Source organism: Sorangium sp. So ce302, assembly GCF_051530145.1.
In the GTDB taxonomy this organism is placed as follows: Bacteria; Myxococcota_A; Polyangia; order Polyangiales; family Polyangiaceae; genus Sorangium; species Sorangium cellulosum_B.
Window position 1 is genome coordinate 2695216 of record NZ_CP150326.1, and the last position, 25518, is coordinate 2720733.

At 68.9% G+C, this 25518-nt stretch carries 20 protein-coding genes and 1 pseudogene; 17 read left to right on the plus strand and 4 right to left on the minus strand.

Annotated features, from left to right (window positions below):
- Nucleotides 1-190: 190 nt before the first annotated feature.
- The 3 genes from WME73_RS10510 (at nt 191) to WME73_RS10520 (ending at nt 4816) form a co-directional block, all read left to right on the plus strand.
- A complete protein-coding gene (locus WME73_RS10510; protein ID WP_437915569.1) occupies nt 191-1162 on the plus strand; it encodes an alpha/beta fold hydrolase in 972 nt (323 codons plus the stop codon).
- A gap of 1001 nt (nt 1163-2163) precedes the next feature.
- Nucleotides 2164-3867, plus strand: a complete 1704-nt coding sequence (locus WME73_RS10515; protein ID WP_437917373.1) for a hypothetical protein — start codon at nt 2164-2166, stop codon at nt 3865-3867.
- 214 nt (nt 3868-4081) lie between these two features.
- Complete coding sequence (locus WME73_RS10520) at nt 4082-4816, plus strand: DUF4145 domain-containing protein (RefSeq protein ID WP_437915570.1); 735 nt, start codon at nt 4082-4084, stop codon at nt 4814-4816.
- 168 nt (nt 4817-4984) lie between these two features.
- Here WME73_RS10520 and WME73_RS10525 read toward each other — a convergent pair whose 3' ends face one another.
- Complete coding sequence (locus WME73_RS10525; RefSeq protein WP_437915571.1) at nt 4985-5125, minus strand: hypothetical protein; 141 nt, start codon at nt 5123-5125, stop codon at nt 4985-4987.
- A 468-nt stretch (nt 5126-5593) separates the two neighbouring features.
- On the opposite strand from WME73_RS10525, the gene WME73_RS10530 reads away from it, so the two are divergent.
- The 4 genes from WME73_RS10530 to WME73_RS10545 all read left to right on the plus strand — a co-directional run bounded on the left by WME73_RS10530 (nt 5594) and on the right by WME73_RS10545 (nt 8731).
- On the plus strand, nt 5594-5947 hold the full coding sequence (locus WME73_RS10530) for a hypothetical protein (RefSeq protein WP_437915572.1): 354 nt from the start codon (nt 5594-5596) through the stop codon (nt 5945-5947).
- A complete protein-coding gene (locus WME73_RS10535) occupies nt 5948-6469 on the plus strand; it encodes an HNH endonuclease (protein WP_437915573.1) in 522 nt (173 codons plus the stop codon).
- 83 nt (nt 6470-6552) lie between these two features.
- A complete protein-coding gene (locus tag WME73_RS10540) occupies nt 6553-7521 on the plus strand; it encodes an NAD-dependent epimerase/dehydratase family protein (RefSeq protein ID WP_437917374.1) in 969 nt (322 codons plus the stop codon).
- Between the two features lie 286 nt (nt 7522-7807).
- Complete coding sequence (locus WME73_RS10545; protein WP_437870286.1) at nt 7808-8731, plus strand: Rieske 2Fe-2S domain-containing protein; 924 nt, start codon at nt 7808-7810, stop codon at nt 8729-8731.
- Nucleotides 8732-8754: 23 nt separating this feature from the next.
- Here WME73_RS10545 and WME73_RS10550 read toward each other — a convergent pair.
- Nucleotides 8755-9741: pseudogene (locus tag WME73_RS10550) on the minus strand (D-2-hydroxyacid dehydrogenase family protein).
- A gap of 101 nt (nt 9742-9842) precedes the next feature.
- Here WME73_RS10550 and WME73_RS10555 point away from each other — a divergent pair.
- The 7 genes from WME73_RS10555 to WME73_RS10585 all read left to right on the plus strand — a co-directional run bounded on the left by WME73_RS10555 (nt 9843) and on the right by WME73_RS10585 (nt 18797).
- A complete protein-coding gene (locus WME73_RS10555; protein ID WP_437915574.1) occupies nt 9843-11354 on the plus strand; it encodes a multinuclear nonheme iron-dependent oxidase in 1512 nt (503 codons plus the stop codon).
- A gap of 3 nt (nt 11355-11357) precedes the next feature.
- Nucleotides 11358-12104, plus strand: coding sequence for a nucleotidyltransferase domain-containing protein (locus WME73_RS10560; protein WP_437915575.1), 747 nt, complete (start codon nt 11358-11360; stop codon nt 12102-12104).
- A complete protein-coding gene (locus tag WME73_RS10565; RefSeq protein ID WP_437915576.1) occupies nt 12101-13141 on the plus strand; it encodes a hypothetical protein in 1041 nt (346 codons plus the stop codon). The genes WME73_RS10560 and WME73_RS10565 overlap by 4 nt, the downstream gene beginning before the upstream one ends.
- Nucleotides 13125-14519, plus strand: coding sequence for a hypothetical protein (locus WME73_RS10570; RefSeq protein WP_437915577.1), 1395 nt, complete (start codon nt 13125-13127; stop codon nt 14517-14519). The genes WME73_RS10565 and WME73_RS10570 overlap by 17 nt, the downstream gene beginning before the upstream one ends.
- Nucleotides 14520-14606: 87 nt before the next feature.
- A complete protein-coding gene (locus tag WME73_RS10575; RefSeq protein ID WP_437915578.1) occupies nt 14607-15653 on the plus strand; it encodes a TauD/TfdA family dioxygenase in 1047 nt (348 codons plus the stop codon).
- A gap of 444 nt (nt 15654-16097) precedes the next feature.
- Nucleotides 16098-17873 (plus strand): ATP-dependent nuclease, encoded by a 1776-nt coding sequence (locus tag WME73_RS10580; RefSeq protein WP_437915579.1) that lies wholly within the window; start codon nt 16098-16100, stop codon nt 17871-17873.
- Between the two features lie 312 nt (nt 17874-18185).
- Nucleotides 18186-18797 carry a hypothetical protein gene (locus WME73_RS10585; RefSeq protein WP_437915580.1) on the plus strand — a complete coding sequence of 204 codons (612 nt, stop codon included), beginning with the start codon at nt 18186-18188 and terminating at the stop codon, nt 18795-18797.
- Nucleotides 18798-18810: 13 nt separating this feature from the next.
- Here WME73_RS10585 and WME73_RS10590 read toward each other — a convergent pair whose 3' ends face one another.
- Nucleotides 18811-19989, minus strand: coding sequence for a hypothetical protein (locus WME73_RS10590; RefSeq protein ID WP_437915581.1), 1179 nt, complete (start codon nt 19987-19989; stop codon nt 18811-18813).
- A 191-nt stretch (nt 19990-20180) separates the two neighbouring features.
- Nucleotides 20181-21419 (minus strand): alpha/beta hydrolase, encoded by a 1239-nt coding sequence (locus tag WME73_RS10595; protein ID WP_437915582.1) that lies wholly within the window; start codon nt 21417-21419, stop codon nt 20181-20183.
- 779 nt (nt 21420-22198) lie between these two features.
- Between WME73_RS10595 and WME73_RS10600 the strand changes: the two genes are divergently transcribed.
- From WME73_RS10600 to WME73_RS10610, 3 genes are read left to right on the plus strand one after another with little or no spacing between them, the layout of a single operon-like run.
- Nucleotides 22199-23848 carry a hypothetical protein gene (locus tag WME73_RS10600; RefSeq protein WP_437915583.1) on the plus strand — a complete coding sequence of 550 codons (1650 nt, stop codon included), beginning with the start codon at nt 22199-22201 and terminating at the stop codon, nt 23846-23848.
- Nucleotides 23848-25032 carry an ARPP-2 domain-containing protein gene (locus WME73_RS10605; RefSeq protein ID WP_437915584.1) on the plus strand — a complete coding sequence of 395 codons (1185 nt, stop codon included), beginning with the start codon at nt 23848-23850 and terminating at the stop codon, nt 25030-25032. The genes WME73_RS10600 and WME73_RS10605 overlap by 1 nt, the downstream gene beginning before the upstream one ends.
- Nucleotides 25029-25319, plus strand: a complete 291-nt coding sequence (locus WME73_RS10610; protein ID WP_437915585.1) for a hypothetical protein — start codon at nt 25029-25031, stop codon at nt 25317-25319. Before WME73_RS10605 ends, WME73_RS10610 begins: the two co-directional genes overlap by 4 nt.
- Nucleotides 25320-25518 lie beyond the last annotated feature (199 nt).

A 25518-nucleotide genomic window follows, 5' to 3' on the forward strand; every position in this document is an offset into this window, starting at 1 on the left:
TCAGGTCGTTTATAACTAGTATTTACTTGCGGCCCTGGTCCGTTTGTGAACAATCAGCTCGACGGCGCGGCCGAGATGATCGTCAATCCCGGCGATCGCCGCGATCGCGTCGAACTCTTCCTTTGGGCCGTGACAGCGCGTGATCGAGGGGCAGCCTCGCGCGCGCGGCGGGCAGTGGAGATCAAGAGCCATGACCGACAAGAAGCAAGGAGCACCTTCGTCCAGCTCGACCCCTACCCGCCGCCAGGTGCTGAAGCAGGCGGTGGGCCTAGGCGCGGGGTTGGCCGCCACGAGCTTGCTCGGTGGCGAGGCGTCGGCGGCGCCGCGCATCCGCTCCGGGACCTTCACGACGAGCGACGGGGTCGCCCTCAACTACCTGGAGGCGGGGAGGGGGAGGCCGCTGCTGCTCCTGCACGGGTGGTCCCAGTCGGCCGCGCTGTACAGGGCGCAGATCCTCGCCTTCGCGCGGCACCACCATGTCTTCGCGCTCGACTGGCGCGGACATGGCGAGTCGGAGAAGCCCGAGCACGGCTACCGCATCGCGCGCTTCAGCAGGGATCTTCACGAATTCATCTGCGGGATGAGGTTCAAGCACCTCTCCGTCCTCGGGCACTCGATGGGCTGCGGCGCGCTCTACAGCTACTGGGACAACTACGGGGGGCACTCCCTGGACCGCCTGATCCTTGTCGACGTGGGCCCGGCGATGACGGCCTGGCCCGACTGGTCCGCGGAAGAGGCGGCCGAGGCGGGGGCCCTGTTCACCCCGCAGACGCTCCACGAGACGGCCGCCGCGCTTCGCGGGCCCGACGGGATCGCCACGACCTACGGGCTCGTGGCCACCATGTTCACCCCCGGCTACCCGGCGGATCAGCTCGCCCTGGTCGTCGAGCAGAACCTGAAGCTCCCGCGCGCGTACGCCGCCAAGCTGCTCGTGGACCAGGCCGAGCAGGACTGGAGGGACGTGATCCCGCGGATCGACGTGCCCACGCTCGTCGTCGGCGGAGAGGCGAGCATCTTCAACCCCATCTCCCAGCAGTGGGTCGCCGACCAGATCCCCGGCGCCGAGCTCCTCCTCTTCGGCGCGGACGAGGGGGGCAGCCACTTCATGTGGCTCGAGAACCCCGAGAAGTTCAACGAGGATGTCCTCGACTTCCTCGGCTGAGCTGCGCCATCCCTGAGCGGCGGTCGCGTGGGCTGCGCGGCGGCGCTGCCGGCGCTCTCCTTCTTCTCGCCGGGTCGAGAGGTTTGGGCTTCCTCTCAGGCGCCGGCCACGCAACGCCCCCGTTGCCGGAGGGGAATCGGCCCTCGTCTGGTGTCGCGAGCTACGGCGACGGGCTGCCTCCACCAACGCGTCGCAGCATTGCGTTCGATCGAGTCGCCTGATGGCCTCGTACCGAGGGCTTGACATGTCGGGTTCGCCGTCGGCTACACTACTGCCCCACGATGCGCAGGAGGGGCGCCACGGGTGGGATCGGATGGTTCGGCGGTCCACGCAGGAGCTGCGGTCCGTGGACCTGAAGGATGGTGACGCCGAGCTGGCCGCGCTCGAAAAGGCGGTGACCGCCTCCTCCGAGCGCGCGCCTGCTGCCGAGCGATGGGCAGGCCGAGCGCAAGCGCCTTCTCGAGCTCGATGGGCCCTTATGAGACCAAGGACGCCGGGCGAGCGGGCGCTCCGCGGTGGCGAGCCGCGAGTTCCAGGGCTGCCGTCCTCAGCAGCCAGATCGGTCACCCGGCCAGGCTCCCCGGAACAACCGAAGCGGATTTCCCGGAGCCAACCGTCGGCGTGGGAGCGCGCAAGTTGCGGCAGCTGAAGGATATTTCGACCGGATCCCGGTCGCAGGGGACGCGGTACCATCGAGACGGGGCTTGTGGCGCGATCGGCCAGGGCCTCGGCGACCTAGCGACTGGAATACGTGGTTATGCACCGGCAGTCTATCTCCAGATATACACTGATAGGTCGCGGAGGTCACGGCCTCGCTCTGGGAATAGGCGGACAGGCCGCGGAGAGATCCGGCTTATCCGCTGGAAATGCGAAGACGGGCAGGGTCGGCTCGCGACCTACATGCTGGACCACGGAGATAGGCCGTGTGCCACAGCTGATCGAGACGTTATACCGTCACATTTAGCAGCCGAGGAACCATGCCGAGAACGATCACGCTCTTCATGTGGCCATACCAACCGCACTTTCGAATCGCTCTCGAGGTCCATGCCCGTCTCACGCTGGAGGCCCTCATTCCGGCACCAGACCCGCGTGCCCTGCTCATAGGCGTAAGAGTGCCAGATTCCACCGATCCAAACGCGGTATGCGTTGAGCCGGAAGCAGAGGACTGGGATCCAGCCTTCTTTTTAGATTGCATGCGTCTGACGGAAGAGATCTACGAGACACACCCAAATCAGAATCTCTTCTTCGGGGACGCACCATCGATGCGCGACAAGCCTGAGAACTTGCGGCGCGATTCTGTCCGGCGAGCTGTCGAGCAGCTCTTGAGTAAGTATGACGCCGGGAATGGTACCGTCAGTTTCGTCGGAAACGCGCGTCGCGTCGGCGAGTTCCACGTAGTACCCATTCTACAAATAGCGGCCTCGGTCATGGCTCAACTACCTCGCCTTCCCAAGCAGCTCCGACATGATCGGTGGGCCGGGCCGCAAAGCTTGTTCGAAGCCCTCGTGGCGCGCATCCTCGAGGAGGCCACCGAGGCGCTGACTCGACCCGAGCCTGGACGTTTCGAAGATTTTCGTAACGACCAGGATGCACTGCTGCGAGACGCTGGGCGAAGTTTCTGCTCCAACCTTACGCTTGTGACACGTGATATCATGTTTCAACGCGTGTTCGACACGCTGAACGTTATGTCTTCGCTCCGGTATGAAGGCGCCGCGAACAATGGCCGGATCATCTTCGCACCAGTCGGTAGCCCCGAGGTTGATCTGACTCTACGGCTTGTCGCCGCGGTGGACATGGATGACGCTCGTCTTGCCCGGAAGGTGCTCGAGATCAGCGACGACAATCTCGCATGCGTCTGCCATGGTCGGCAGGGACTTGTTGGATTCGGCTCGCTCAAGGATCTGCCAGCCCCTGAAGCGCTCGTCGTTCGGTTCTCCGGTCACTATCGGTGGGAACTGGTTTTTGGCAAAATTACGCTTCTGACCTGCCAGTTTGGTGTGCCGAGACTCCCGCGCGAGAAATTGCGGAAGGACCAGTTTGAAAGCTGGATCTCGCGCGTCTTCCGGTCCATAGGTCCAGAGCAGATCAGTCATCTTTGGGACATCACTGATCAAGCGACAAGGCAAGCTCACGGTACCATGATTGTCGTCTCCGAGGACGCGGCCGGTGAGGCATCGAGACTGGCTACTCAAGCGATGCCGATTGAGCCACGGACGGTCGACGCGGAACTGGTGGCCCGCATCAGTGGGATCGATGGTGCGGTTCTGATCGACCCACAGGGAACGTGTCATGCGATCGGCGTGATCCTCGACGGCCTCGCAACGCCGGAGGGCGATCCGGCGCGGGGCGCACGCTTCAACTCCGCAGTCCGATACTTGTCTAGCGCCACTGCCGCCACGGCTTGCCTGGTTGTTTCCGAAGATGGCTACGTTGATTGCTTGCCGAGGCTTAGACCGCGAATCCGAGCATCACTTATACGCAAGTACGTAGATCGCCTAACGGCGTCCACCGTGGAGAACTACCACAAGGCCATCAACTGGCTTGATAATAACCGATTCTACTTGAACGCCGAGCAGTGCGCCAAAGTCAACGGTGAGCTCAGAAGAATTCGTGCGGCACCTCAAGAAGTTGGGGAAATTCGGGTACTATATCGGCCTTTCGAAGTTGATGCAAATATGACCGAGGAGTGCATCTTCCAGGATTGAGCACGACTGAAGCGCATGAGAGAGCGGAATAGCTCAAAATTGGTGCTGACGGTCGGGCGAAGCCTGCCTGCAGCACAATTTAGCGTTAGACCGGCTCTCCAGTGGCGGAACCCTTTCTCAAAACCGATGCCATTCGCCGAGCGCTCACCGACCAGCGAGGCAACCTTTGTGAAACGACCCGCCGGCAACAGATACAACAGCCAAAGGAGTTCAGATGGCAGCGGCCGATGACAAGGTAGTTAAGTCCTATTGCACGCAGTGCAAAGGCGTGACCAAGCATAACGTGATGAAAGAGGTCGAGCGGTCGCTTACGCCCGACAATACGCCTGGTATGCAGATCGATTTCTGGGGAGAGACTCATCAGATCGTTGCGTGTCGTGGTTGTGACGAAAGGTCGTTTCTCCGCGTCACGGTGTGTAGCGAAGACTTTGATCCGGAAACTGGGGACCTCGAAGAGACCGTGGTGTCCTATCCTGGGGAGCCGCCAAAGAGCCACGACAATCTGCTGGAAGTGCGTCCGTTTCCGCACCTCACCAAGAAGCCTCGGCGCATCTACAGAGAGACGATCGAGGCATACAACAATGAGCTGTATACGCTGGCAGCAGGTGGACTGAGGGCCATTGTCGAAGCGATTTGTGTCGACAAGGCGATCGCGGATGGTCCAGTGGAGGAAAAAGACAAGACGACCGGCGGCACCAAGATTGTCCGGAAGAATAACCTTCAGGGAAAAATCTTCGGAATGGCCGAAAAGGGGTTCCTTACCCAAAAGCAGGCAGAGGTGCTCCACGAGCATAGGTTCATGGGCAACGAAGCACTCCATGACCTCGAAATGCCTGATCCTGACAACCTCAAGCTCGCCATTGACATCATCGAGCACACGCTCGTGACGATTTATGAGCTGGAACATCGGGGCGCCGCGCTCAAGTCCGCACGCGGCGGTGCCGTGTAGGTCGTACCGTTGGGTGCGTCTAACACCACTGTGTCACAGCCGGATGGACTGGAGGCTGGGGACTTCGGCGTGTCGACGGTGGCAGCTGGGGCACCGGGGCAGCCAGCGGGGCAGCACGTGGGCGGTGGCCAGACGATAGGTGGCTCGGGCGGCGACCGGCTCGATGCTTTAGCGCTCCGCCTCGCGGAGCAGCCCTATCGCGTGGATCGCGAACGACTCGCGTCGCAGCGGATGGGCCAGGATGGCCCCGACGTTCGAGAGGTAGGCGTCCAGCCGCCGCTGAGCGGCAGCGTCCAGCGTGTACTCCACGGCACTGCAAGGCTGCGTCGCGCCTATCGGGCGGCAAGCTCCGTCCGCAGAAAGGCTCCAGCTTTCCGGGAGATTCCTGAGGCAGCTTCGGCGCAGCCCGCCCGGTCGTGACACAGTGATGCTGGGTCTGGCCCAATTTCGGGAATTCGTCGCGTCGGACACGGCGGTGCTCATCTCGATTCACGATCGCTTTGAGTACCAACATCTCGCACGTCGGGGGGCGCAGCTCGGCGGCGGGACCGGGCCGGTCTGAGCGCCGGAGCACTCCCACCGACGATCCCGCCGACGACGAGTGGCTCGCGACCAACGAGTCGGCACAGGGGTCCGCGTTCGCGTCGGTGTGCCGTCAGCCGGTCAGCCGGCGTGCGCGTGCTGCCAGACAGGAGTGTGCCATCCGGGTCGCCACCGTATCGCGAGCGCCGGCCGTTGCCCCGGCGATCCGAGCCTGGTATGGGTAGGGTGGCTACCATGAGCTGGACCGAGGACGACCAGAGCAAGCTCGACCGCCTCCGTGACAGGGAGCTTTCCGGCACGCTGACACAGCCCGAGCAGGACGAGCTCGCGGCGCTGATGGCGCGGATCGAGGCGGAGGAGGCGGCGGTGCTCGCCCCGGAGATGGCTCGGCTGCGTGCCGAGGCCGACGTCCTGGCGGCCGAGCTGGTCAGCGTCGAGGGCGAGAACGAGCAGCTGGCCCAGCTCATGGCACAGCAACAGGCCCTCGTGACCGACACGCGCAGGTTCCTCGAAGAGTTCGACCGGCGTCGCGCGTCCATCCTCGACGGACTTGCCCGCGTCGCCGGCGGGCCGCTTCCCGCTGCATGAATGGCCGTCTCCACTGAAGCGCGTGCAATCGTGCGGGCCACCTTCGGTGGACGGTGTGGTTACTGCGGCGTTTCCGAAACGTCGGTGGGAGGCGAGCTGGAGATTGATCACTTCCACCCGCTTGCCGCGGGTGGTTCCGACGACATCGAGAACCTCGTCTACGCTTGCACCGCGTGCAATCGGTTCAAGGGCGATTATGCCCCAGCACACGGCGCACCGGACAGCTTGAGGCTTCTTCGCCCTCAGCGTGACGATCTCGGCGTGCACGTCGAGGAGACGGTCCACGGTCGGCTGATCGGGCTGACGCCTCGCGGCTGGTTTCACATCCAGCGTCTTCATCTGAACCGCCCGCTGCTCGTCGAGCGGCGCCAGCTGCACCACGTCCTTCAGCAGCAGAAAGCCGATCTCTCGCGGTCACGAGAGGCGGAGGCGCGTCTGCGGCGGGAAAATGACGCGCTCCAAGGCGAGATCACTCGCCTGCGGGCAGTCGTGGTCGCTTTGCTTGGTCGAAGCGAGAGGTGAACCGACGCGACCACTGCGCTCGTCCCGGCCTCGCCGCTGGCCGCATTGGACATCCCGGTAGGCGAGGGGGCATCGTGGCGGCCATGAAGGTCTTCGTTACAGGGGGCTCGGGGTTCATCGGAGGCCATCTCATCGAGGGGCTCGTGCGCGCCGGTCGCGAGGTGAGCGCGCTGGCGCGCTCGCCGAGGAGCGCCGATGTCGTGCGACGTTACGGCGCGGCGCCGGTCGCGGCCGACCTCGGGACGCTGAAGGGCGAGGACCTCGCGGGCGCCGAGGCCGCGGTGCACTGCGCCGCGTATGTCGAGGAGTGGGGGCCGCGCGCGCAGTTCTGGGAGGGCAACGTGGAGGGGACGGCGCGGGTGCTCGACGCGGCGCGCGCCGCCGGCGTCCGCCGGTTCGTCCACGTCGGCACCGAGGCGGCGCTCTTCGATGGCCACGATCTCATCGATATCGACGAGACGCACCCTTATCCCGAGAGGCAACGCTTCCTGTACTCGGAGACGAAGGCAGAGGCGGAGCGGCGCGTGCTCGCCGCGAACGAACCAGGCGGCATGACCACCGTCTCCATTCGCCCGCGCCTCGTCTGGGGGCCAAGGGATGCGACGGTGCTGCCCATCGTGCTGCGCATGGCGCGGGAGGGGAGCTTCGCCTGGCTCGACGGCGGCGGCGCGCGCACGTCGACGACGCACGTCGCGAACCTCGTGCACGCGCTGCTGCTCGCCCTGGAGCGCGGCCAGGGCGGGCGCGCCTACTTCGTCGCCGACGACGGCACGCGTACGTTTCGCGAGTTCCTGACGGCGCTGGCGCGGACGCGAGGGGTGGCGCTGCCCGGGCGCAGCGTCCCGAGCGCCGTCGTCCGCCCGCTCGCGGCCGCGATCGAGGGCGCATGGCGCCTCCTCGGCGTCCGCCGGGCGCCGCCGATGACTCGCTTCGCCGTCGCCATGATGTCGCATTCGGTGACCGTGAAGACCGACCGCGCCCGCGCCGAGCTCGGGTATGCGCCCATCATCGGCGTGGAAGAGGGGCTGGAGCAGCTCTCGGCGGGGCGCTGACAGGGAACGAGCCGCGGGCGGTGAACACCGGGGATCCCGCCGGCGGCGATCGACAGAGAGCTCGCGGGTGGGCAGGGCAAGCGGCGGACACACGGCCTCCGCAGGAGCGCGGCCGCCCGCTCGGGCGCGCGAGGCCTGCAGGAGCCAGCTTGGCAGTACCTCGGCGCGTCCGGGTCTCGTAAGATGACGTTCTCATGCCGCGATCACCGGCACGATGAAGCCCCTCCGCCCCGCGCTGCATGAGCGCGCGGGCGACCCCGACAGACGCTGAGCCGAGGAGACCCACATGAGCGCTCGAATCCCTCTTCAGCCTTTCCCCCGAGGCTGGTTCCAGGTCGCCGCCTCGGACGAGCTGTCCACGGGCGGGCCCATGTCGCTCCGCTGCTTCGGGCAGGATCTGGTGCTGTTCCGGACGCAGGACGGACAGGCTCGGGTCCTCGACGCCCACTGCCCTCACATGGGCGCGCACCTCGGGGTGGGGGGCCGCGTCGAGCAGGGCGGCATCCGGTGCCCGTTCCACGGATGGGTGATCTCCGGCGAAGGGAAGTGCGTGCACATCCCTTATGCGGACACGATCCCGCCGAAAGCGAGGACCCGCGCCTGGGAGGTGCGGGAGCTCGACGGCCTGATCCTGGTCCACCACGCGCTCGGCGGCGAGCCCGCCGCCTTCGAGATCCCGCCGCTCGCCGAGGCGCGCTCGACGGAGTGGTCCCTGGGCCTGATCAAGCGCTGGAGGGTCCGGACGCACGTCCAGGAGACCCTCGAGAACATCGTGGATCCGGCCCACTTCGTCGCCGTGCACGCCATGCTTGAGCCGCCCCGGACCGAGATCGAGATCGAGGGCCACATCCTCCGATCGCGGTCGGTGGTGAAGCAGAAGGGCCCGGGAGGGCGGGTGGTCGACGGCACGATCACATGGGAAGGCCACGGCATGGGGTACGGGACGATCCGCTTCACCGGGATCGTCGAGCTCCTCTTCGTGAACACCGTCACCCCGATCGACGACGAGCTCGTCGACATCCGCTTCGCGTTCTGGCTGCGCAACGACGGCGCGCAGCGCCTCGGCCAGGCCCTCGCGGCGGAGATCTGCCGGCAGGTCGAGGAGGACATCCCGATCTGGGAGAACAAGATCTACCGCGCTCAGCCCGTCCTGTGCGCCGGGGAGAAAGGCATCATGACGTTCCGCAAGTGGAGCAGCCAGTTCCTCTGACGCGCGGGGCGCGGCGGCGGAGCCTATCCGAGCGGGGCCGGATCGACAGGGAGCTGGTTCAAGGGCCGCAGCACCTTGCCATCGAGGAAGGCGCGGATGTCCTCGACCGCCTGGCCATAGACCAGGCGATAGCCCTCCTCGGTGACATAGCCGAGGTGCGGCGTGAGCACCGTGTTGTCGAGCGCGAGCAGCGGGTGATCCGCGGGCAGCGGCTCGGGCTCGAAGACGTCGAGCGCCGCGCCGGCGATGCGCCGGGCGCGCAGGGCGGCGAGCAGCGCCGCCTCGTCGACGAGGGGGGCGCGCGAGGTGTTGACGAGGAACGCGTTCGGCTTCATCCGCCCGAGCTCGGCCGCGCCCACCAGCCCGCGGGTGCGCGGGCTCAGCACGAGGTGGACGCTGACGACATCCGCGCCGGCGAAGAGGTCGTCCTTCGGGACGAGCCGGGCGCCCACCTCGGCGGCGCGCTCGGCGGTGAGGTTCTGGCTCCAGGCGATCACCTCCATGCCGAAGGCGCGGCCCACCTGCGCGACCTGACCGCCGAGCTTGCCGAGCTTGCCGAGCCCGACGAGCCCGAGCGTCTTGCCCTTGAGGCCGAGGCCGAGCGTCGTCTGTCAGCGGCCCGCCCGCGCGGCGCGGTCCTCGGCCGGGATGTGCCGGAAGAGCGCGAGGATGAGCCCCCAGGTGAGCTCCGCCGTCGGGTAGGGCAGCATGTCGGTGCCCGAGATCTGGACCCGGCGCTCGGTCGCGGCCGCCAGGTCGATCGAGGCGTTGCGCATGCCCGCCGTGACCAGCAGCCGGAGGTCGTCCAGCCGCTCGAACAGCGCGCGCGGGAACGGCGTGCGCTCGCGCATCAGCACCACGGCCTGAAAGGCGCGCAGCCGCGCGGCCAGGGCCTCGAGGTCGTCGAGGTGGTCGGTGAAGGCCTGCACCTCTGCCGCCGGGTGGAGGCTTCGCCAGTCGGCCATCCCGAGCGCCACGCCCTGGTAGTCGTCGAGGATCGCCACGCGCATGGATGCTGCCTCTCTCATCTCGGGTGAGCTCGACTTCTAGCCGAGCCCGATGGCCTCTGTTCCGGATCCCTCCGCGAGGGCAGACTGAGGCAGGTCCCCGCGTGCTCGTGCCCGCCCCCAGCTCGCCCTTCTCCGGCGCCGGCGCCGTCGGCGTTGGATTCCGCCCCGAGCTCGCCGCCGATCTGCTGTCCGCGCCCGGCGCGGTGGACTTCGTCGAGGTCGTCGCCGAGGCCTGCTTCGCGAGCCCGGCCGCGCGGCGCGAGGCCTCGGCCATCGCGCGCATCTGGCCGGTGGTGCCCCACGGCGTGAAGCTCTCGCTCGGCAGCGCCTCGGGCATCGACATGGATCGCGCGCGGCGCCTCGGGGCGCTCTGCCGGGAGCTCTCGGCCCCGGTCGTGAGCGAGCACGTCGCGTTCGTGCGCGGCGGCGGCCGGGAGATCGGCCACCTCACCGCCCTGCCGTACACGCTCGAGGCGGCGCGCGCCGTCGCGCGGAACGTCGCCGCCGCCCGGCGGGCGCTCCCGGACATCCCCCTGCTGCTCGAGAACGCGGCGTGCACGCTGCGGTTCCCGGGCGACGCCCTCGGGGAGGGGGACTTCTATGCCGAGGTCGTCGCCCGCACCGGGTGCGATCTACTCCTCGACGTCGGCAACGTCTATGCGAACGCCGTCAACACCGGCGTCGATCCCGCGGAGCTCGTCGGTTCCTACCCGCTCGAGCGCGTGGCGATGATCCACATCGCCGGCGGCGTCGTGGAGCACGGCTTCTACTTCGACACGCATGCCCATCCGGTCCCCGCGCCGGTGTTCGATCTGCTGGCCCAGGTTGTTGCTCGCACCGGGCCGCTCCCGATCCTCCTCGAGCGCGACGGTGACTTCCCGCCCTTTGCCGCGCTCGCGGCCGAGATCGCCACCGCGAGGGCGATCGGCCGGTCCGCGCCGTCCCGACCCACGTTGACCCGACCCAGGTTGGCCGGGCCCACACCGGCCGAACCCAGGTTGGCGTTGACCCGACCCAGGTTGGCCGGGCCCACACCGGCCGAACCCAGGTTGGCGCCGACCCGACCGGGGTTGCCTGCCTCTCGCGCCATCTCGCTGCAAATTTCTCCTGACGCTTCACCCTTCGAGGCGTCGGCGCTCGCCGAGGTCCAGGCCCGCGTGGCCGAGCTGCTCACCTCACCCGTCGATCCGCCGCCGGAGGCCGTGGCTCCGTTCGACGCCGAGGACGTCGCCCGGTCGCGGGCGATCCTCCAGCGCAAGCGTGTCGACGACGCGCTCCCGCTCTTGCCGCGGCTCTCGTCTCACCGCGAGGCGGCCGCGCGCCTCGGAGCCCGGTGTGTCGAGGCGTCGCCGCGGGCCCCGAGCCTCACGGCGGTCGCCGACGCGCTCCGCATCGCCGCGGCGGCGGTGGACGACGCCCGGCTCGCGCCCGAGGCGATCGTCGACCGCCTGCTGCTCCGCGCCCGCTTCGTCGGGCCCGCGGGCGACGGGAGCGTCAGGCCCAGGCTCCTGCCGTTCATTCGGCGAGAGCGGCTGCCGGGAGGTCGGGTAGTCTGGGCGATCAAGGGGATTGGCTCGAGCGCCGAGGTCCGGCTCATCGAGCCGCGAAGGTAGACCATGAACGAGGGATCCATCGCCACGGGGAGCGCTGTCTCCAGGTTGCCGGCGCCGGTGCAGGCGCGGCTCGTCGAGCTCAAGGAGAGCCTGGAGCGGACGCTCGGCGACGAGCTTTCGTGCCTGCTCGTGTATGGGAGCGCGGCGCGGGGCGGCTACCGCGACGGGCAGAGCGACGTCGATCTGATGGTGGTGCTCCAGGAGGCCTCCCGCCAGAGCCTCGACGCGATCGCCAACGCGCTCCAGATCGCGCGCTACGCGGCCCGCATCGAGGCGATGATCCTCACCGCCGCCGAGATCCCGCGGGCCGCGGACGTGTTCCCGCTGCTCTACGACGACATCCGCCGGTGCCACGTGCTCCTCTCCGGCCGCGACCCGTTCTCGGCGCTCGTGATCGACGGCAAGAACCGCCGCCTGCGCGTCGAGCAGGAGCTGCGCGAGGCGCAGATCCGCCTCCGGCGCGCGGTGGTGGACGGGATGGGCGCGGACGACGCCTTGAAGGGCGCGGTCTCCCGCAAGGTGAAGCAGATCCGCGGCCCGCTCCACGCCCTGCTCGGCCTGCACGCGGTCGAGGGCGGCGACGATCTGGGCACGGTGCTCGCGGGAGCGGGCAAGCTCCTCGGCGTCGACGTGGCCCCGCTGAAGCGCGTCCACGAGGCGCCGGGCCCGGCCTACGCGGCGCTGGCGGAGCTGCTCGCGCGCGCCGTCGACGACGTCGACCGGCTGGAGCACCCGGAGGCGGCGCGATGATCCACGAGATCTTCGACTTCTTCCCGTTCAACATGGCGTCGGGGCCGGCGTTCCTGCTCTTCTATCTGGCGCTCTCGGTCTCTGGCCTCATCATCGCCATCGTGGTGCGCAGCGCCGTCGGCGCCTCCCTGGATCGAGCGGGGCAGGCGAGCGTCCCCGCGGGGGGCGCGTCGTACCGCTCACCGGCGTGGCGGCAGCGGCTCTCGGCGGGCTGGATCCCGCAGCCGGACGAGTACTGGGCGATCGCGTACCTCCGCGACGGGAACAAGGGCGTCGCCGCCACGCTGATCGCGGTCGCGATGGGCGCGGGCTGGCTCGTCCCCGCGGGGGACGCGAAGGACGCGCCGCAGGCGCTCCACCTCTTGGTCGGCTCGCCCCCGCCGGACCGGGTGCTCGCGTCGTTCTTCAGCTCGCTCTCGTCGAGGGGCGCGCACGGCCAGCAGACGGTGACGCTCTCGCTCGATCAGGTGCGCGCCTCCGCCGACCAGATCGCGGCCCGCTTCGAGCAGGAGCTCCGCGGCGAGCTCGCCGCCGCGGGGATGCTGCGCCCGCGGGGGACGATGACGGCCCTCTCGGCCGTGGTGTGGGCGGTCGGCGTCGGCCTGCTCGGCGTGGGGCTGATCCGCGCCATCCGCGCGGAGGAGCTCGACCGGCCCTACTCGTTCCTTGTGGTGGAGATGATCGCGCTGCTCGTCGCCACGTGGATCGTGGCGCGGACCGCGAGCGCCTACAGCACCATGAAGTCGGACTACCTGAGGTGGCTCGACGACTCGACCGTCTCGCTCCGCTCCGACGTCGCGAGCGGCCGCCGCCGGGAGGCGGTGGACATCGGCTTGACGGTCGCCGCGAGCGGCACGGCGGCGCTCGCGATGTCGCCGCTCTTCGGGCCGATGGTCTACGCGATGACCCCGCCCCCCCCGGTCTCGACGGGGGGCGGCTCGTCCGGCGGATCGAGCTGCAGCTCGTCGAGCTGCGGGGGCGGCGGCGGCTGCGGCGGCGGCGGCGGCTGCGGCGGTGGTGGTGGCTGCGGCGGGTGACGCCCGCTTCGAGGTGCTCGACGCCCTCGGCCTGTGCCGGCTCACCCGGCGCACCGGCGATCTCGACGGCGCGGTGCCGCTCCGGGTGGCGAAGGCGTGCGTGCCGCTGCTCGAGGGCAACGCGTTCGGGCTCCAGATCACGCTGGCGCGGCCGATCGAGGTGCGGCGGCGCCTTGGGTCGCTCCGCGCCGAGCCGGCGGGCGAGCACCGCGAGGCGCTCGCCCGCGCCCACCGCGCCGCGCTGACGCGGCTTGTCTCGCAGGGCTTCCTGGCGCCGGAAGGGGCATGGCACCGGGCGCTGCGCGGCGGCCTCGCCTGGGCGTGCCGGAAGGGGCTCGGGCCGCCCCGCCTGCGCCTGTGGACCGGGCTCCTGGTGCGCCCCGACCCGGGCCTGTGGCTGCGCGTCGCGGGGGCAGCCAACCGCCGGAACGCGCTCATCGAGGTGAGCGAGGCGTACCTCGCCGACGACGGCGCGTTCGTCCCGCTGGTGGTCGAGCTGCGCGTCCGCGACGAGGCCCCGCAGCGGCTGCAGCTCGAGGGGGAGATCGGCTGCATCGCGCCCGTGCTCCCCGACGTGCAGATCGAGGCGTGCTCGCTCGCGGACGCGCCCGAGGTGGGGCGGGCGCACGCGGCGTTCTACGACGCGAAGTACTTCGCGGTGAAGAAGGGCCAGGTGACCCGCAAGTACCGGCGGCTCGTCGGGGGCACGGCGGGTGGGCGGAACGCGAGCGCGGGCGAGGGGAGCGCGGGCGGGGAGAGCGCGGGCGAGGGGAGCGCCGGGCCGGCGCGCGTGCGGCTGGTCGTCGCCGGGCCGGCGGCGCCGGAGATCACCGAGGTGACCGAGGTCACGAGCGCGGCCGGGCCGGATCCGGTCCCCTGGCGCGGGGGTGCTCGGCGGCTCGCGTCGATCGTGGTGAGGAACGCCGTCCCGTTCCGCGCGACGTTCGACGGGCACACGCTCGCCGTCGCGCCGGAGGCGCCGCGCCTCGCCGACGGGGCGGCCGCGGTGGAGCGCGCGTTCGCGCGGACCTTCGGCGACGATTTCCTCGCCGCGAACCGCGGGGCGCTCTGGTACCTGACGAAGTACTTCACGCCGCATCCTCCGGGCGAGCCGCACTTCTTCGTGAAGCCGTGGGCCTTCACCCGGACGCCGCCGGGCTGGTCGAGCCTGCTCGACGGTGTCCACGGCGATGGCTACGACGTGATGCGCGGCGTGGTCGCCACCGACGCCTTCTTCGCGACCCCGGCGGTGTTCCACGTGCGCCGGCTCGGGGCGCCGATCGAGGTGCCCGAGGGCGCGCCGTTGCTCCGGATCGTGCCCATCCCGCGCGATCTGCTCCGGGCCGGCTTCCGGGAGGCCCGCTTCCTCGATGCGTGAGCGGGGTGGACGGCGCGGTCATCTGGCCTGGTTGTGCTGGATAGATGGTATGAATTTGCCCCTCGAGCCCCCTCGCGGAGCGCGCCCATGAGCGAGCGATGGATCTGGCCCGGGCCGGAGGGCGGTCCGGCGAGGCTCTTCGACGAGCTCGCGGCGCGCGGCTTCTCGGTCCTCCGCGGCGACGCGGCGCTGGCGCCGGAGGAGGCCGCGCGGGCGCCGTGGAGCTTCGCCGAGCGGCTCCTCGGGGCAAGGCCGCTCCTGGTGGAGCGGCAGCCGATCAAGGCCGTGCCGGGCGGCAGGTCGTTCGCCGCGAGCTCCGCGGCGGCGCCGCTCCACACCGACAGCCAGTGCTTCGCGGGCGCGCCCCCGGCGGTGCAGATCATGGCCTGCGTCAGGCCGGCGGAGCGCGGCGGCTGCTGCCTCCTGCTCGACGGCTGGCCGCTGCTCTCGGTGATCGAGCGCGCCGATCCCGGGCTCTTCCGCGCGCTCTTCACGGTGTACAGGCGCATCCCGTTCGTCTTCGGCGACTTCTTCGGGCCCACGGTGTCGCTCCGCGGCGGCGCGCTCGCGCTCACGCACGCGCCGGTCGTGCCGCCGGGGGACGTGATCGCCGCGCGCCTCGCGCGGTTCGTCGAGGCGTCGCGACGCGAGGTGATCGAGCTGTCGCTCGGCCCGGCGGACATCCTGGTCGTCGACAACCGGCGCATGCTGCACGGGCGGCGGGCGTTCGAGGGGGCGCGCGAGTTCGTGCGGCTGCTCGTCTGGACGGAGGCGCGGCTCCCGTCGCCGCCAGCGTACCACGCGCTCGCCGCGGAGGTCGCAGAGGCCGCCGCGCGCCGCCTCGCCGAAGGGCCGCGGGCCACGCGGCGGCGGCTCGGCCTCGGCGCGCCGCCGCCGCCCGAGGCCCGCCGCCGCCTCGGCCTGGTCCTGGAGATGCTGCGCGGCGTCCCGCCGGGCGTCCTCGCCGCGCGCGAGCGCATCCCCGAGCCCGAGCTCTACCGCCTCCGCGACGCGGCGCTCGCCGCCGCGGAGGAGGCGCTCTCGGGCGACGCGGAGGGCGCGGACGACGGCGCGCTGGGCGAGGCGATCGGGCGGATGAACGCCTTCGACGCGAGCTGTGCGTCGCGCAGGTGATGGACAGGCACCGAGGGCAGGAGGCATTTATGGCCACTCCAGCCGTGAACCGTTCTTCCGACAGGCTCGTGGTCCATGAGGCCGGTCTCTGACAAATCTCGCAGCGTTGCCCCCATGGGGTGCTTGACAAGTAGGGTCAACCGTCGGCTACGCTGCCTACCCACGATAACCGGGGGCATGAGAGTGGGAAGGAGTAGAAGGCACTCCACACGGGGCGGCAGTAAGCGGTCGAGGGGGCAGATGACGTCGCGAGCGGCTCACGGTTCATTTGCCGGAATATGGATATAGGTCGCGGAAGAACGCAGGCTATCTGTGGGAATACGGGTATAGGCCGTGGCCGCTCGATGTCTGCGTGCAGAGACGCGGAGATAGGCCGTGTGTCGCAAATGATTGCGACGTAAATGAGGTGAACAAGAACCTCCGTCTTCTAAGGAAGCTCGATTTATGGCTGACGTTCGCATCTCATCCGTAGCGTTCGACCAGTTCAAGGCGTTTGCGCGATATACGATATCGCTCGATCGTCTCAATGTTCTCGTTGGTCCCAATAATTGTGGAAAATCCACGATCCTTGGGGCTTTTCGTGCACTGGCTACTGGCCTACGGAACGCGCGTGCGAAGTCTCCTGAACGCGTCGAGCTTCCAGATGGGCGGATTCAGGCCGGCTACAGCATCCGCGAGGACATGCTCCCAATCTCGCTCGAGAATGTTCATACAGACTATTCGCAGATGGATTCCAATGTCGTATTTCACCTCAGTACGGGTTCCAGGCTACGCTTGTTCTTCCCGCGCAACGGTGGCTGCTATCTTCTCCCGGAAACGCGCGACGGCGCACCTGTCTCCTCTCCGGCCGCATTTCGCAAGCATTTTCCTGTTAGCATCGCCGTAGTACCGGTTCTTGGGCCAGTCGAACATCGCGAAGTCCGCCGCGAGAAGGAAACAGTTGTTGCTGGACTAAACACTCATAGAGCGTCCCGTCACTTCCGTAACTACTGGTACTATTTTCGAGATGGGTTCGAGGAGTTTTCCGCATCTGTTCGAGCTACATGGCCTGGTATGGACATCCAGGCCCCGGAAATCAGCGATCGTATGACGGGTGAGCTCGCTATGTTCTGTCTTGAGGACAGGATGACTAGGGAGCTTTACTGGGCTGGCTTCGGGTTTCAGGTGTGGTGTCAGCTCCTTACGCATCTGTCGCGCTCAAAGGACGATACGATCCTGATCGTGGACGAGCCCGAGGTCTATCTTCACCCCGATGTGCAGCGGCAGTTGCTCGGTCTGCTAAAGGATGCTGGCCCTGACGTTCTTTTGGCCACCCATTCCACTGAAATCATGGCGGAGGCTGATCCAGGCGACCTGCTATTGATCGACAAGCGGAAGCACGCAGCCGAGCGGCTCCGCGACGTGGCGGGCGTACAGCGAGCTCTCGGCGCCGTTGGATCCGTTCAGAACATCACCCTGACAGCGCTTGCACGTAATCGCCGGGTCCTGTTCGTCGAAGGTGACGACGATTTTCGACTCATCCGCCGGTTCGCGAAGCGGCTCGGCTTAAACGAGTTGGCCGCTGGAATGGGAATTACAAGTCTTGACTCCGGTGGCTTTGGATCGTGGCAAAAAATTACAACGCTGGCTGAGGGTATTGAAGATGCCCTGGGTGCGAAGCTCCGTATCGCAGCCGTCTACGATCGTGATTATTTCTGCGAAGAGGAAATTAGTCATGTGTACTCTACTCTCAGTGCCGCGCTGGCTTTGGCGCACGTTCACGAGAGGAAGGAAATTGAGAACTACCTCCTGATCCCGGCGGCGATCGATCGCGCCGCGCAACGCGCTGCCGCAGATCGTGCGACCCGCACGAATAGCACTCCTGTAGCGCTTCCGCCTGCGGAACAGGTATTGCGTGACATCACCGATGGCATGAGGGACGAGGTGCAGGCTCAGCTTATTGCGAGGCGCGGAACGTATCTCCGGAATCAGCGGAAGGACCTTTCCGAGATCACCCGGGAGACTCTTGCCATGGTCTCGGCGAAGTGGAACGTTCTCAGCTATCGATTGGAAATTGTAGGCGGCAAGGATGTCCTACGCGCGCTGCGCGAGCACTACCAGAAGCTCGGTATTGCACTCACGGATGCGCGCATTATTGATGCCCTCCACCGTGAGGATATTCCAGGCGATCTTGTTGCGTTGCTCAATAAGCTTGAGCAATATCGGACGGCCTCGGCATGAGTTGCCGTGTGAGTTGCTCAACATTTGTTGCGATTGACGAACTCCGGCGACGCGCACAGCGTCCGTCGTCCGACGCGGTCCACGGGCCGAGCTACGCCATCGACCGATGACGGGTCCGACCCGATCGGGCCCGGCGCCGCAAGCGGAGCGGCGAGGAACGCGAGCAAGCACTTGCAGCGCGAAGGCGGACCGCTCGTTGCGGGATCGGCGCAGCTCACCGCGCCATACGTGTCTCACGGCAACCCCTCGCCGCGCCCCCCGAGCGCTCTTCTGCGTTGGTGCGGCGCGGCCGCCGGGATACGCTCTCGAGGCATGGCGTCACGTCCTCTCGGAGCGGCCGCGCTGTGCGGGATCGCCCTTGGCTGCGCGGCGTGCAAGCCGGCGGCGCCGCCGCTGCCGGCGCATGTCCGCATCTCCATCGACGGCGCCGTCATCAGCCCGGCCAAGGCGGACGGCCGTCAATGGGACGGCATGGGCGCGGTCCCGGCGGAGGCGCTCACCGCCATCGGCGGCCTGCTCCGCACGAAGCACCCTGTCGCGGCGGCCGCCAGCGTGGCCGGCTTCGCGGCGGAGGCGGCAGGGGCGGGGACCGAGCCGCCGGAGCCCTTCGGCTCGGCGGAGCTGTTCGCGGGCGGCCGGTCGCTCGGGAGGCGCGCGCTGGATCGCCCGGGGCAACGCGACACCTGCACGCCCGGATGGAAAGGCCCGCCGACCTGGTACCGCGTGCCGCTCACGCCGGATGTCCGCCTGAGCGGTGAGCTCATCGACAGGGATCTCGTGAACGACGACTTCATCGGGCGGTTCGCGATCCACCACGGTCACCTCGTCGAGGCGCTCCGAGCGCGCACGGTCTATCCGGTGGCGGTCGAGAACCAGGCCGCCGGACAGGTGCTGTTCGTCTGGATCGAGGTCTGGCCGGAGTAGAGGCCTGCTCGCGCTAGGGCAGCGCGGCAGGCACCGCTTCGACCCGCGTGCTGACGACCCTCCGGCGCTGCGCGCCGATGTTCGCGAGATCGAAGAGAAACGTCAGCTTGGGCAGCTTCACGCCGGGCGATGGCGCGAGATGAGGCGACCTGAAGCGATCGTCCAGCGACTCTTCGCGGATGATCGACCTTCCGTCTCCAGGTTTCTTCGTCGGCGTCGGGGTCCCGTGCGACGTCCCATCCGGCATGACGACCCGGCTGGTCACGTGGACGGTCACCTTGCTCCCGGCGGCAAAATCGCCGTTCATCGCCAGCGCTCGCCCGGAGAAGCGCTTCGACACGGCCTGGGCGACGCGCCGGAAGTCGTCGCCGTTCCCCGTGTTCGCCTGGAGGAAGCGCACCGAGACCAGCCGGCCCTTCGCGTCCAGCGTGAGCTCGAACGAGCTCTCGGAGTCCGGCGGCACGACGGACGACGACACCTCTTCCGCGACGGCCGAGGCGAGCACGCCCGCCGCGGGGAAGACCAGGACCGGCCCTCGCCCGTCCTTGTCCGCGGCGCTCCGCGCGGGGCGCTCCGGGACGGCGCGCACCGGGGCGAGGGGGCGCTCGGGAGCACGGGAACGCGCTGGGGGCTCCACCGGCAAGACACCTGGCAATACCCAGATGGGCGCGCCGCCCAGGCCTGGAGGTGCCGCGGCGGGGGGAGGCGAGTCGGGCGCGCCCGGGGGCGTGTGGGCGGCGTCCGGCGGCGCGTGTGCAGCATCCGGCGGCGCGTGCGCAGCGTCCGGCGGCGCGTGGGCGGCGTCCGGCAGCGCGTGAGCCGCGTCCGGCGGCGCGTGATCGTGGGTCGCCGCGCCGGAGCGGGATGCTCGTGCAGGAGGCGCCTCGGGCAGCGCTCTGCCCCGCTCTCTCGGCGCGGCACGCGAGAAGCCGGGATCGACGCCCCTTGCCAGGGCGAGGCCCTGGCGGGGCTCCGCCGCCCGGGCTTCCGGCGTCCTGGGTTCGTCCAGCACGACGTCGGGGGCCAGCTCCAGGAGCGAATCGCGCTGGTCGCCCGCGCCGGCCCGTGCCGGCACATCGAGGCTCTCGGGCACGAGCACACGAGCCGCGACGACGCCGCCCGCGTGGAGGAGGAATGCTGCGAGCAGAGAGAGGGAGCCCCGACCGCGCACTGGCCAGCGCGAGGGTATCATGTGGGCGCGCTTCCGATGGTCTCACACCGACGTCGGAAACTGGCTCCGCGCGCCGCATCGCGCGGGCGCTCCAGCCACTCGCCGACAAGCCCTGGCTTCGGGAGGTGCTCGCCATCCTGCATCGACGAAGTCGGCTACCTCCCCTATCCGCCGTCTTCTACGCTGTGCGAGCTCGAGCGACGCTCGGCCGCTCAGCCGCGATTCCGTCTTGCTCGCGCTCCGAAGAGGAGGGCTCCGATTGCCGCAAGATGGATCCCGAAGCGCCAAGGCGGCGTTCCGGGTTCGGACCCGGGGACCGAGACGCTGCAGCCAGAGTCCTCCGTCACGGGCGTATCCTCGTCGGTGCCGCCGCTCGCGCTGCTCGAAACCTGCCCGCCAGTCGTTGCAGAACCGCCTGTCGTGACGGCACCACCTGCGGGCACGCCCCCGCCGTTTCCGCTTCCGTCCCCTGCGCCTGCGCCGCTTCCGCTCCCGTCCCCTGCGCTACCGCCGTTTCCGCTTCCGTCCCCTGCGCTACCGCCGTTGCCCGCGGTCTCACCCGCCCCACCGGCCCCACCGGCCCCGCCCGCCCCACCGGCGCCCGTCGCGCCCCCGTCGAGGAAAATGCGTTGGGCGAAGTTGTAAAAGCTGCGGTTCCAGACGGTCTTGGTATGGCCTTCGTTCGGCTCGATCTGGTAAATATGGTCGATGTTGTTCTGATCCAGGAAGTCGTGATAGTTTCTGCTATTGCCGATCAGGCCGTCTGTGCTGCCGCAAGAGATGAAGATGAGCTTCACGTTGTTCTTGACCGCAGCCACATCCTTGATGGTCTGACTTGGCTGCTGGGTATTGGGCGCAGCCGAATACGGTCCGATGTAATGGAAGACATCGGTATTGGGGAACCCGAAGTTGAAGGTCTGCCCCCCGCCCATTGACAGGCCGGAGATGGCCCGCAAATCGGCATCGGTGGCAGCGGAATAAGTCTTCTCGACCCAGGGGATCAGGTCGTTGAGCAGGACGTCCCCGAAGTTTGCGAAGCGCGCGAAATCGTCCGCTCCGTCCATCTTGCCGCTGGGCATCACGACGATCATGGGTTTGGCCATCTGCTTCGAGTACAGATAGTCCATGATATTGTCGGCATTGCCTTCGTTGCTCCCCTGGCCGATCCAGGAAACCTCATTGCCGCCGATTCCATGATGCAGGTAAACGACAGGGTATTTCTGGTTCGTCGAATACCCCGGCGGCATGTAAACCGTCACCTTCCGCATTCCGTAATTTCGGGTCGGATAGCTGACGGAGACGTCCACCTTCCCATGGGGAATGCTCGCGTCCCTGGCATCGAAGCCCCTGGGCGGAAGGGGAAGGTCAGCGGGGTCGCTGGCATACGCCGCGGCGGGGAGGACAGAGATGACCGAGAGCGAAAGGACGGCAGGCCAGTTCTTCAAGGGCATGAGGACCTCCAACGTGCGTAAAAGTCAAACTCGAGTTCCATGGCCCGCGCTAGTTCCATGGACCGCGCTACAAGCGCTTTGGCGCATTTGGCATTGTCACCGTGGTGTCCCAAGCAAGCGGCACGTGCCGACTCACGGGTCGCGCACCACGCAGCAGCTGGCATGCAAAACTACGCCTCAGGCGTTCCGAGGAGCAACAGGGCGAGGAAATCCAAACTCGATCCGAAGGGCTAGAGAATCCAAATGCGATCCGAATGTCAAGCGCCCCGTGTGAACGTTCTCATCGTACAGCCACGCCGCACGTGCCTGTTGACACAGGAAATCTTCGATTCGCCTCCTCCTGGAAAAGTGACGCTGTACCAAGAACTTCTCCGTGCGGGCACGCGTGCCAGGGGCGGCTCGCGCCCCACACGCCGCGTTGCCTCCCTCGGGGAAAGCGATCAAGCGACAAGGAGTCCACGGGACATCAAGGTCGCAACCACAGGCTTCGTGCCCTCCCAGGCGATGAGGGCCTGCTTCGTGAGGTGGATGTCTGTCCGCTGTTCGCCACCCTTGCCCTGACTGAATTCGGAGCGGGGGACGAAGACATGGCAGGCAGGGTGGAGACGTTCAGCGCTGCCAGCGATGATCTTGTCGTCAAGGGGGATCTTGTCCTTCGAGGTGCCCCTTCAGGTGTATGCTGCCGGTTGCCGCCCGTGGGACTTCGGGGCGATTTCCGATCCCAGTCTGGAAACTGTCGTAGGTTGATCGCCCCACCATTCCCCGGGCGGCTCTTTGCCATGCCCCCCGCCCCCACCGCGCCCCCCGCACGCTTTCACACCGAGCGCGTCGAGCGCGAGGACCTCGTCATGTTCATCAACGCCTGCTTCGCGTGCACCGGGCAGGCCGAGTTCTATGGCACCTCCGGAGGCCAGGCGGTCTCCATCGAGTTCCTCCACGAGTACATCCTCGGCAATTACCGCCGCCTCTACGCGCGCACGCTCGCCGCCGGCATCAACCACTTCAACCAGGCGCGCATCGCCGTGAACCTCCTCGCGACCGGCGCCGAGACGCCCGCTCCCGACCGGGGCGAGGAGGGCTCGCTCATCGCGGCGGCCCTCCGGGAGCTCCCGCCGCAGCGCGCGCTCCGGGCGCTGCGCGAGCTCCGGGAGCGCCGCGTGAACAACCGCCGCGCGCGCGCCGTCATCCGCGGCTACCTCGCCGGCCGGCCCGACCCGGCGTTCGACGCCGTCAAGTACCGCGCCCACCTCCGCGCGCTCGCGGTGCACGCCCACCTCCAGCTCCCCGGCGAGATCGGGCCCTTCCTGTTCGAGCCCAAGCGCCGTGCGCCGTTCGAGACGCCGCTCCTCGAGCGCGCGCGGCAGGCGCGTTACGCGAAAGAGGCGATCTTCGACCTGCCGCTGACCGTCGCCGAGGGGCTCGCCGCGGCCCGCGGCGTCTCTCGCGAAGAGCTCCTGCACCGCGCCGCGCCGCGCATGACCGAGGGCGAGCGCCTCCGGCTCCAGCGCGCCGCCGGGCGAGAGGACGTCGACCTCGCCGTCGACCTCGGCCGTGCCCCGCTCACGCGCGTCGCGCTCTATGCGCTCTCGCTGCCCGAGAAGGTGCGGCGCGAGCGCCGCGACGAGCTCCACGCGGCGCTCGAGCGCGGCGCCGCCCGCGCGCTCAGGAAGAGCCCAGCCGCGCTCGGGCGCGTCGCCGCCGTGCTCGACCGGAGCTACTCGGCGTCCGGATCGAGCGAGAAGCGCCGCCGCCCGCTCGCCGTCGCGCTCGGCGTGAGCTACCTGCTCCGCGCCGCCGCCCGCGAGTACCGCGCCTTCTGGACCGCGCCCACGCCCGACGAGATCCTCGTCGGCGCGCGCGGCCAGACCGATCTCGCGACGCCGCTGCTCGACGCGCTCGCCTGGCGACCCGACGTCGTGGTCGTCCTCTCGGACGGCTTCGAGAACGACCCGCCCGGCGCCGCCGCCGAGGTCGCCCGCTGCTTCCGGGCGCGGCTCGATCCGGGGCAGCGCACGTCGATCGTCCACATCAACCCCGTGTTCGACAGCGAGCGCTACGCGCCCCGCGCGCTCGGGCCGTCGATCCCGACGGTCGGCCTGCGCGACGCCGAGGACCTGCCGACGGTCCTCGGTTTCGCCCGCTTTGCCGAGGGCACGGCGCCGCTCGCGGAGCTCGAGCGCTACCTCGCGCAGCGCGCGGCCACGCTTCTCTCGCGGCACGCCCGGACGCCGGGCGCCGCGGAGCCAGCTGCGGATGCGGGGCCGGCAGACGCCGCGGAGCCGGCAGACGCCGTGGAGCCGGCAGACGCCGTGGAGCCGGCAGACGCCGTGGAGCCGGCAGACGCCGTGGAGCCGGCAGACGCCGTGGAGCCGGCAGCGGCCGCCGAGCCCGCAGAAGAGGCGCCCGCCGCGGCGCTCGAGGTGCCCTGATGGCCAAGGCGCCGGCCCTGCTCCGATCGCTCTCGCTCCGGGGCCTCACCGCAACCCACGCCCAGGTCTTCGCGGGCGTGCGCCTGGTCCCGCTCCTCCGGGACGCGCCGCGGGACGACCTGCGCATCGCCGGCCGCAGACACGAGGACGCCTGGTCGATCGTCGATCTCGGCGACGGCACGGCCTACTGCTCCTACGTGCCGCACGCGCTCGTGATCGGGTGGACCGAGGACGGCTCGCCGGTCGCGTCCTACGGCGCGGCGCTCGCGGGGCCGGAGGTCCGAAACCCGCTCAGCAGGTGGGGCTGCGGCGTCCAGCTGCTCCACCGCATGGCCCGGCGCGAGGCGCGCGGCGAGGACCCGGCCGAGCGGAACCGCCTGCGCCTGTTGCCGTTGCACCTCGCGATGGAGGGCTTCCTCGCGCTGCACTTCAACGCCCCCGAGATCGCCTGGTCCGAGTACTCGCGGCGGGCGATCTCCCGCGGCCTCGACCCGCGCACCGAGGTATCGCTCTCCGGCCGGGCGATCCCGAGCCTGGAGGACGCGCTGCGCGTCTTCGAGATCCACGAGGGCCAGTGCGGCGTCCTGCTCTTCGTCGGCGAGCTGCTCGCGTCGGTGTTCGTTGTGTCGCACCCCGACGACTACCGCGCGCTGCACCGCACGCTGATCGAGGACTTCTACGAGCAGACGCTGCTCTACGCGGCCCGCCACAACGGCGACAGCCAGGCGCTCGAGCACACCTTCGACGCCGCGCAGATCGGCTCGCTCGACGACCTGCGGGCCGCGCTCGGCCGGGCGCGGGCGGAGGCCGGCGCGCTGCACGTGGACACGGCCGCGGGGCTCCTCGGCCGGCCGATCGCGGCGGAGCGCGTGTACCGGGCGGGGCCGTTCTCGCTGCAGCGGTTCATGACCGAGCTCGATCCGGCGCTGGACAACCACATCGGCGAGGCGATCGTGCGCGAGGACGGCACGCTGGAGTACGCGAAGACGTACCGGCTCGCGGCGGGGCAGGTGAGGCGCGCCCGGCTCCTCCAGCAGCTCGCGGCGCACGGGTGGAACCTGAACGCCACGGCGTCGGCGCTCCGGACCACGCGCGACCAGCTGATCCGGCGCATCGAGGGCGAGGGGTTCGGCTACCTCATCGCGGAGCACGTGCTCAAGGCGGCGCTGAAGCGGACGAGGTGAGCGCGCCGTTACCAGCTCGTTCACGTGCGGGCGCGCGGCTGTGGTCGCGCTGCTCCCGTACGGGCAAGCGCGAGAGCAAGCGGTTCTATCGTTTCCTCGGCGTCTCGTACCCGAACGTGGATGACCTGAATCGCGCCCGCGCGAAGGGCATCGAGAAGCCGGGAGGCGCGATCGGCATCCACGGCAGCGACCCCCGCCTCGCCGGCCTGGCGCGCGCCTGGATCCGCCTCGCCAACGCCGCCGGTCTTCAGAAGCTCTGGGGCCCACCGACGGCTGCATCGGCCTGACCAACGAGGATGTCGATGTGCTTTACCTGACCTTGGATGAGCGACGACCGGCGGCCTCGGCGTCGCCGCCGGCGCGGCTCCCCGCGCTCGCCGAGGCGCTCGCCGCCCGCCTCGGCGAACGGTAGTTTCGCGACCACGGACGGATCGCCCTGCCGCTCCAACTGGCCACCTGGGCGCCAGTCCGGTCCGTGCCGTGCTA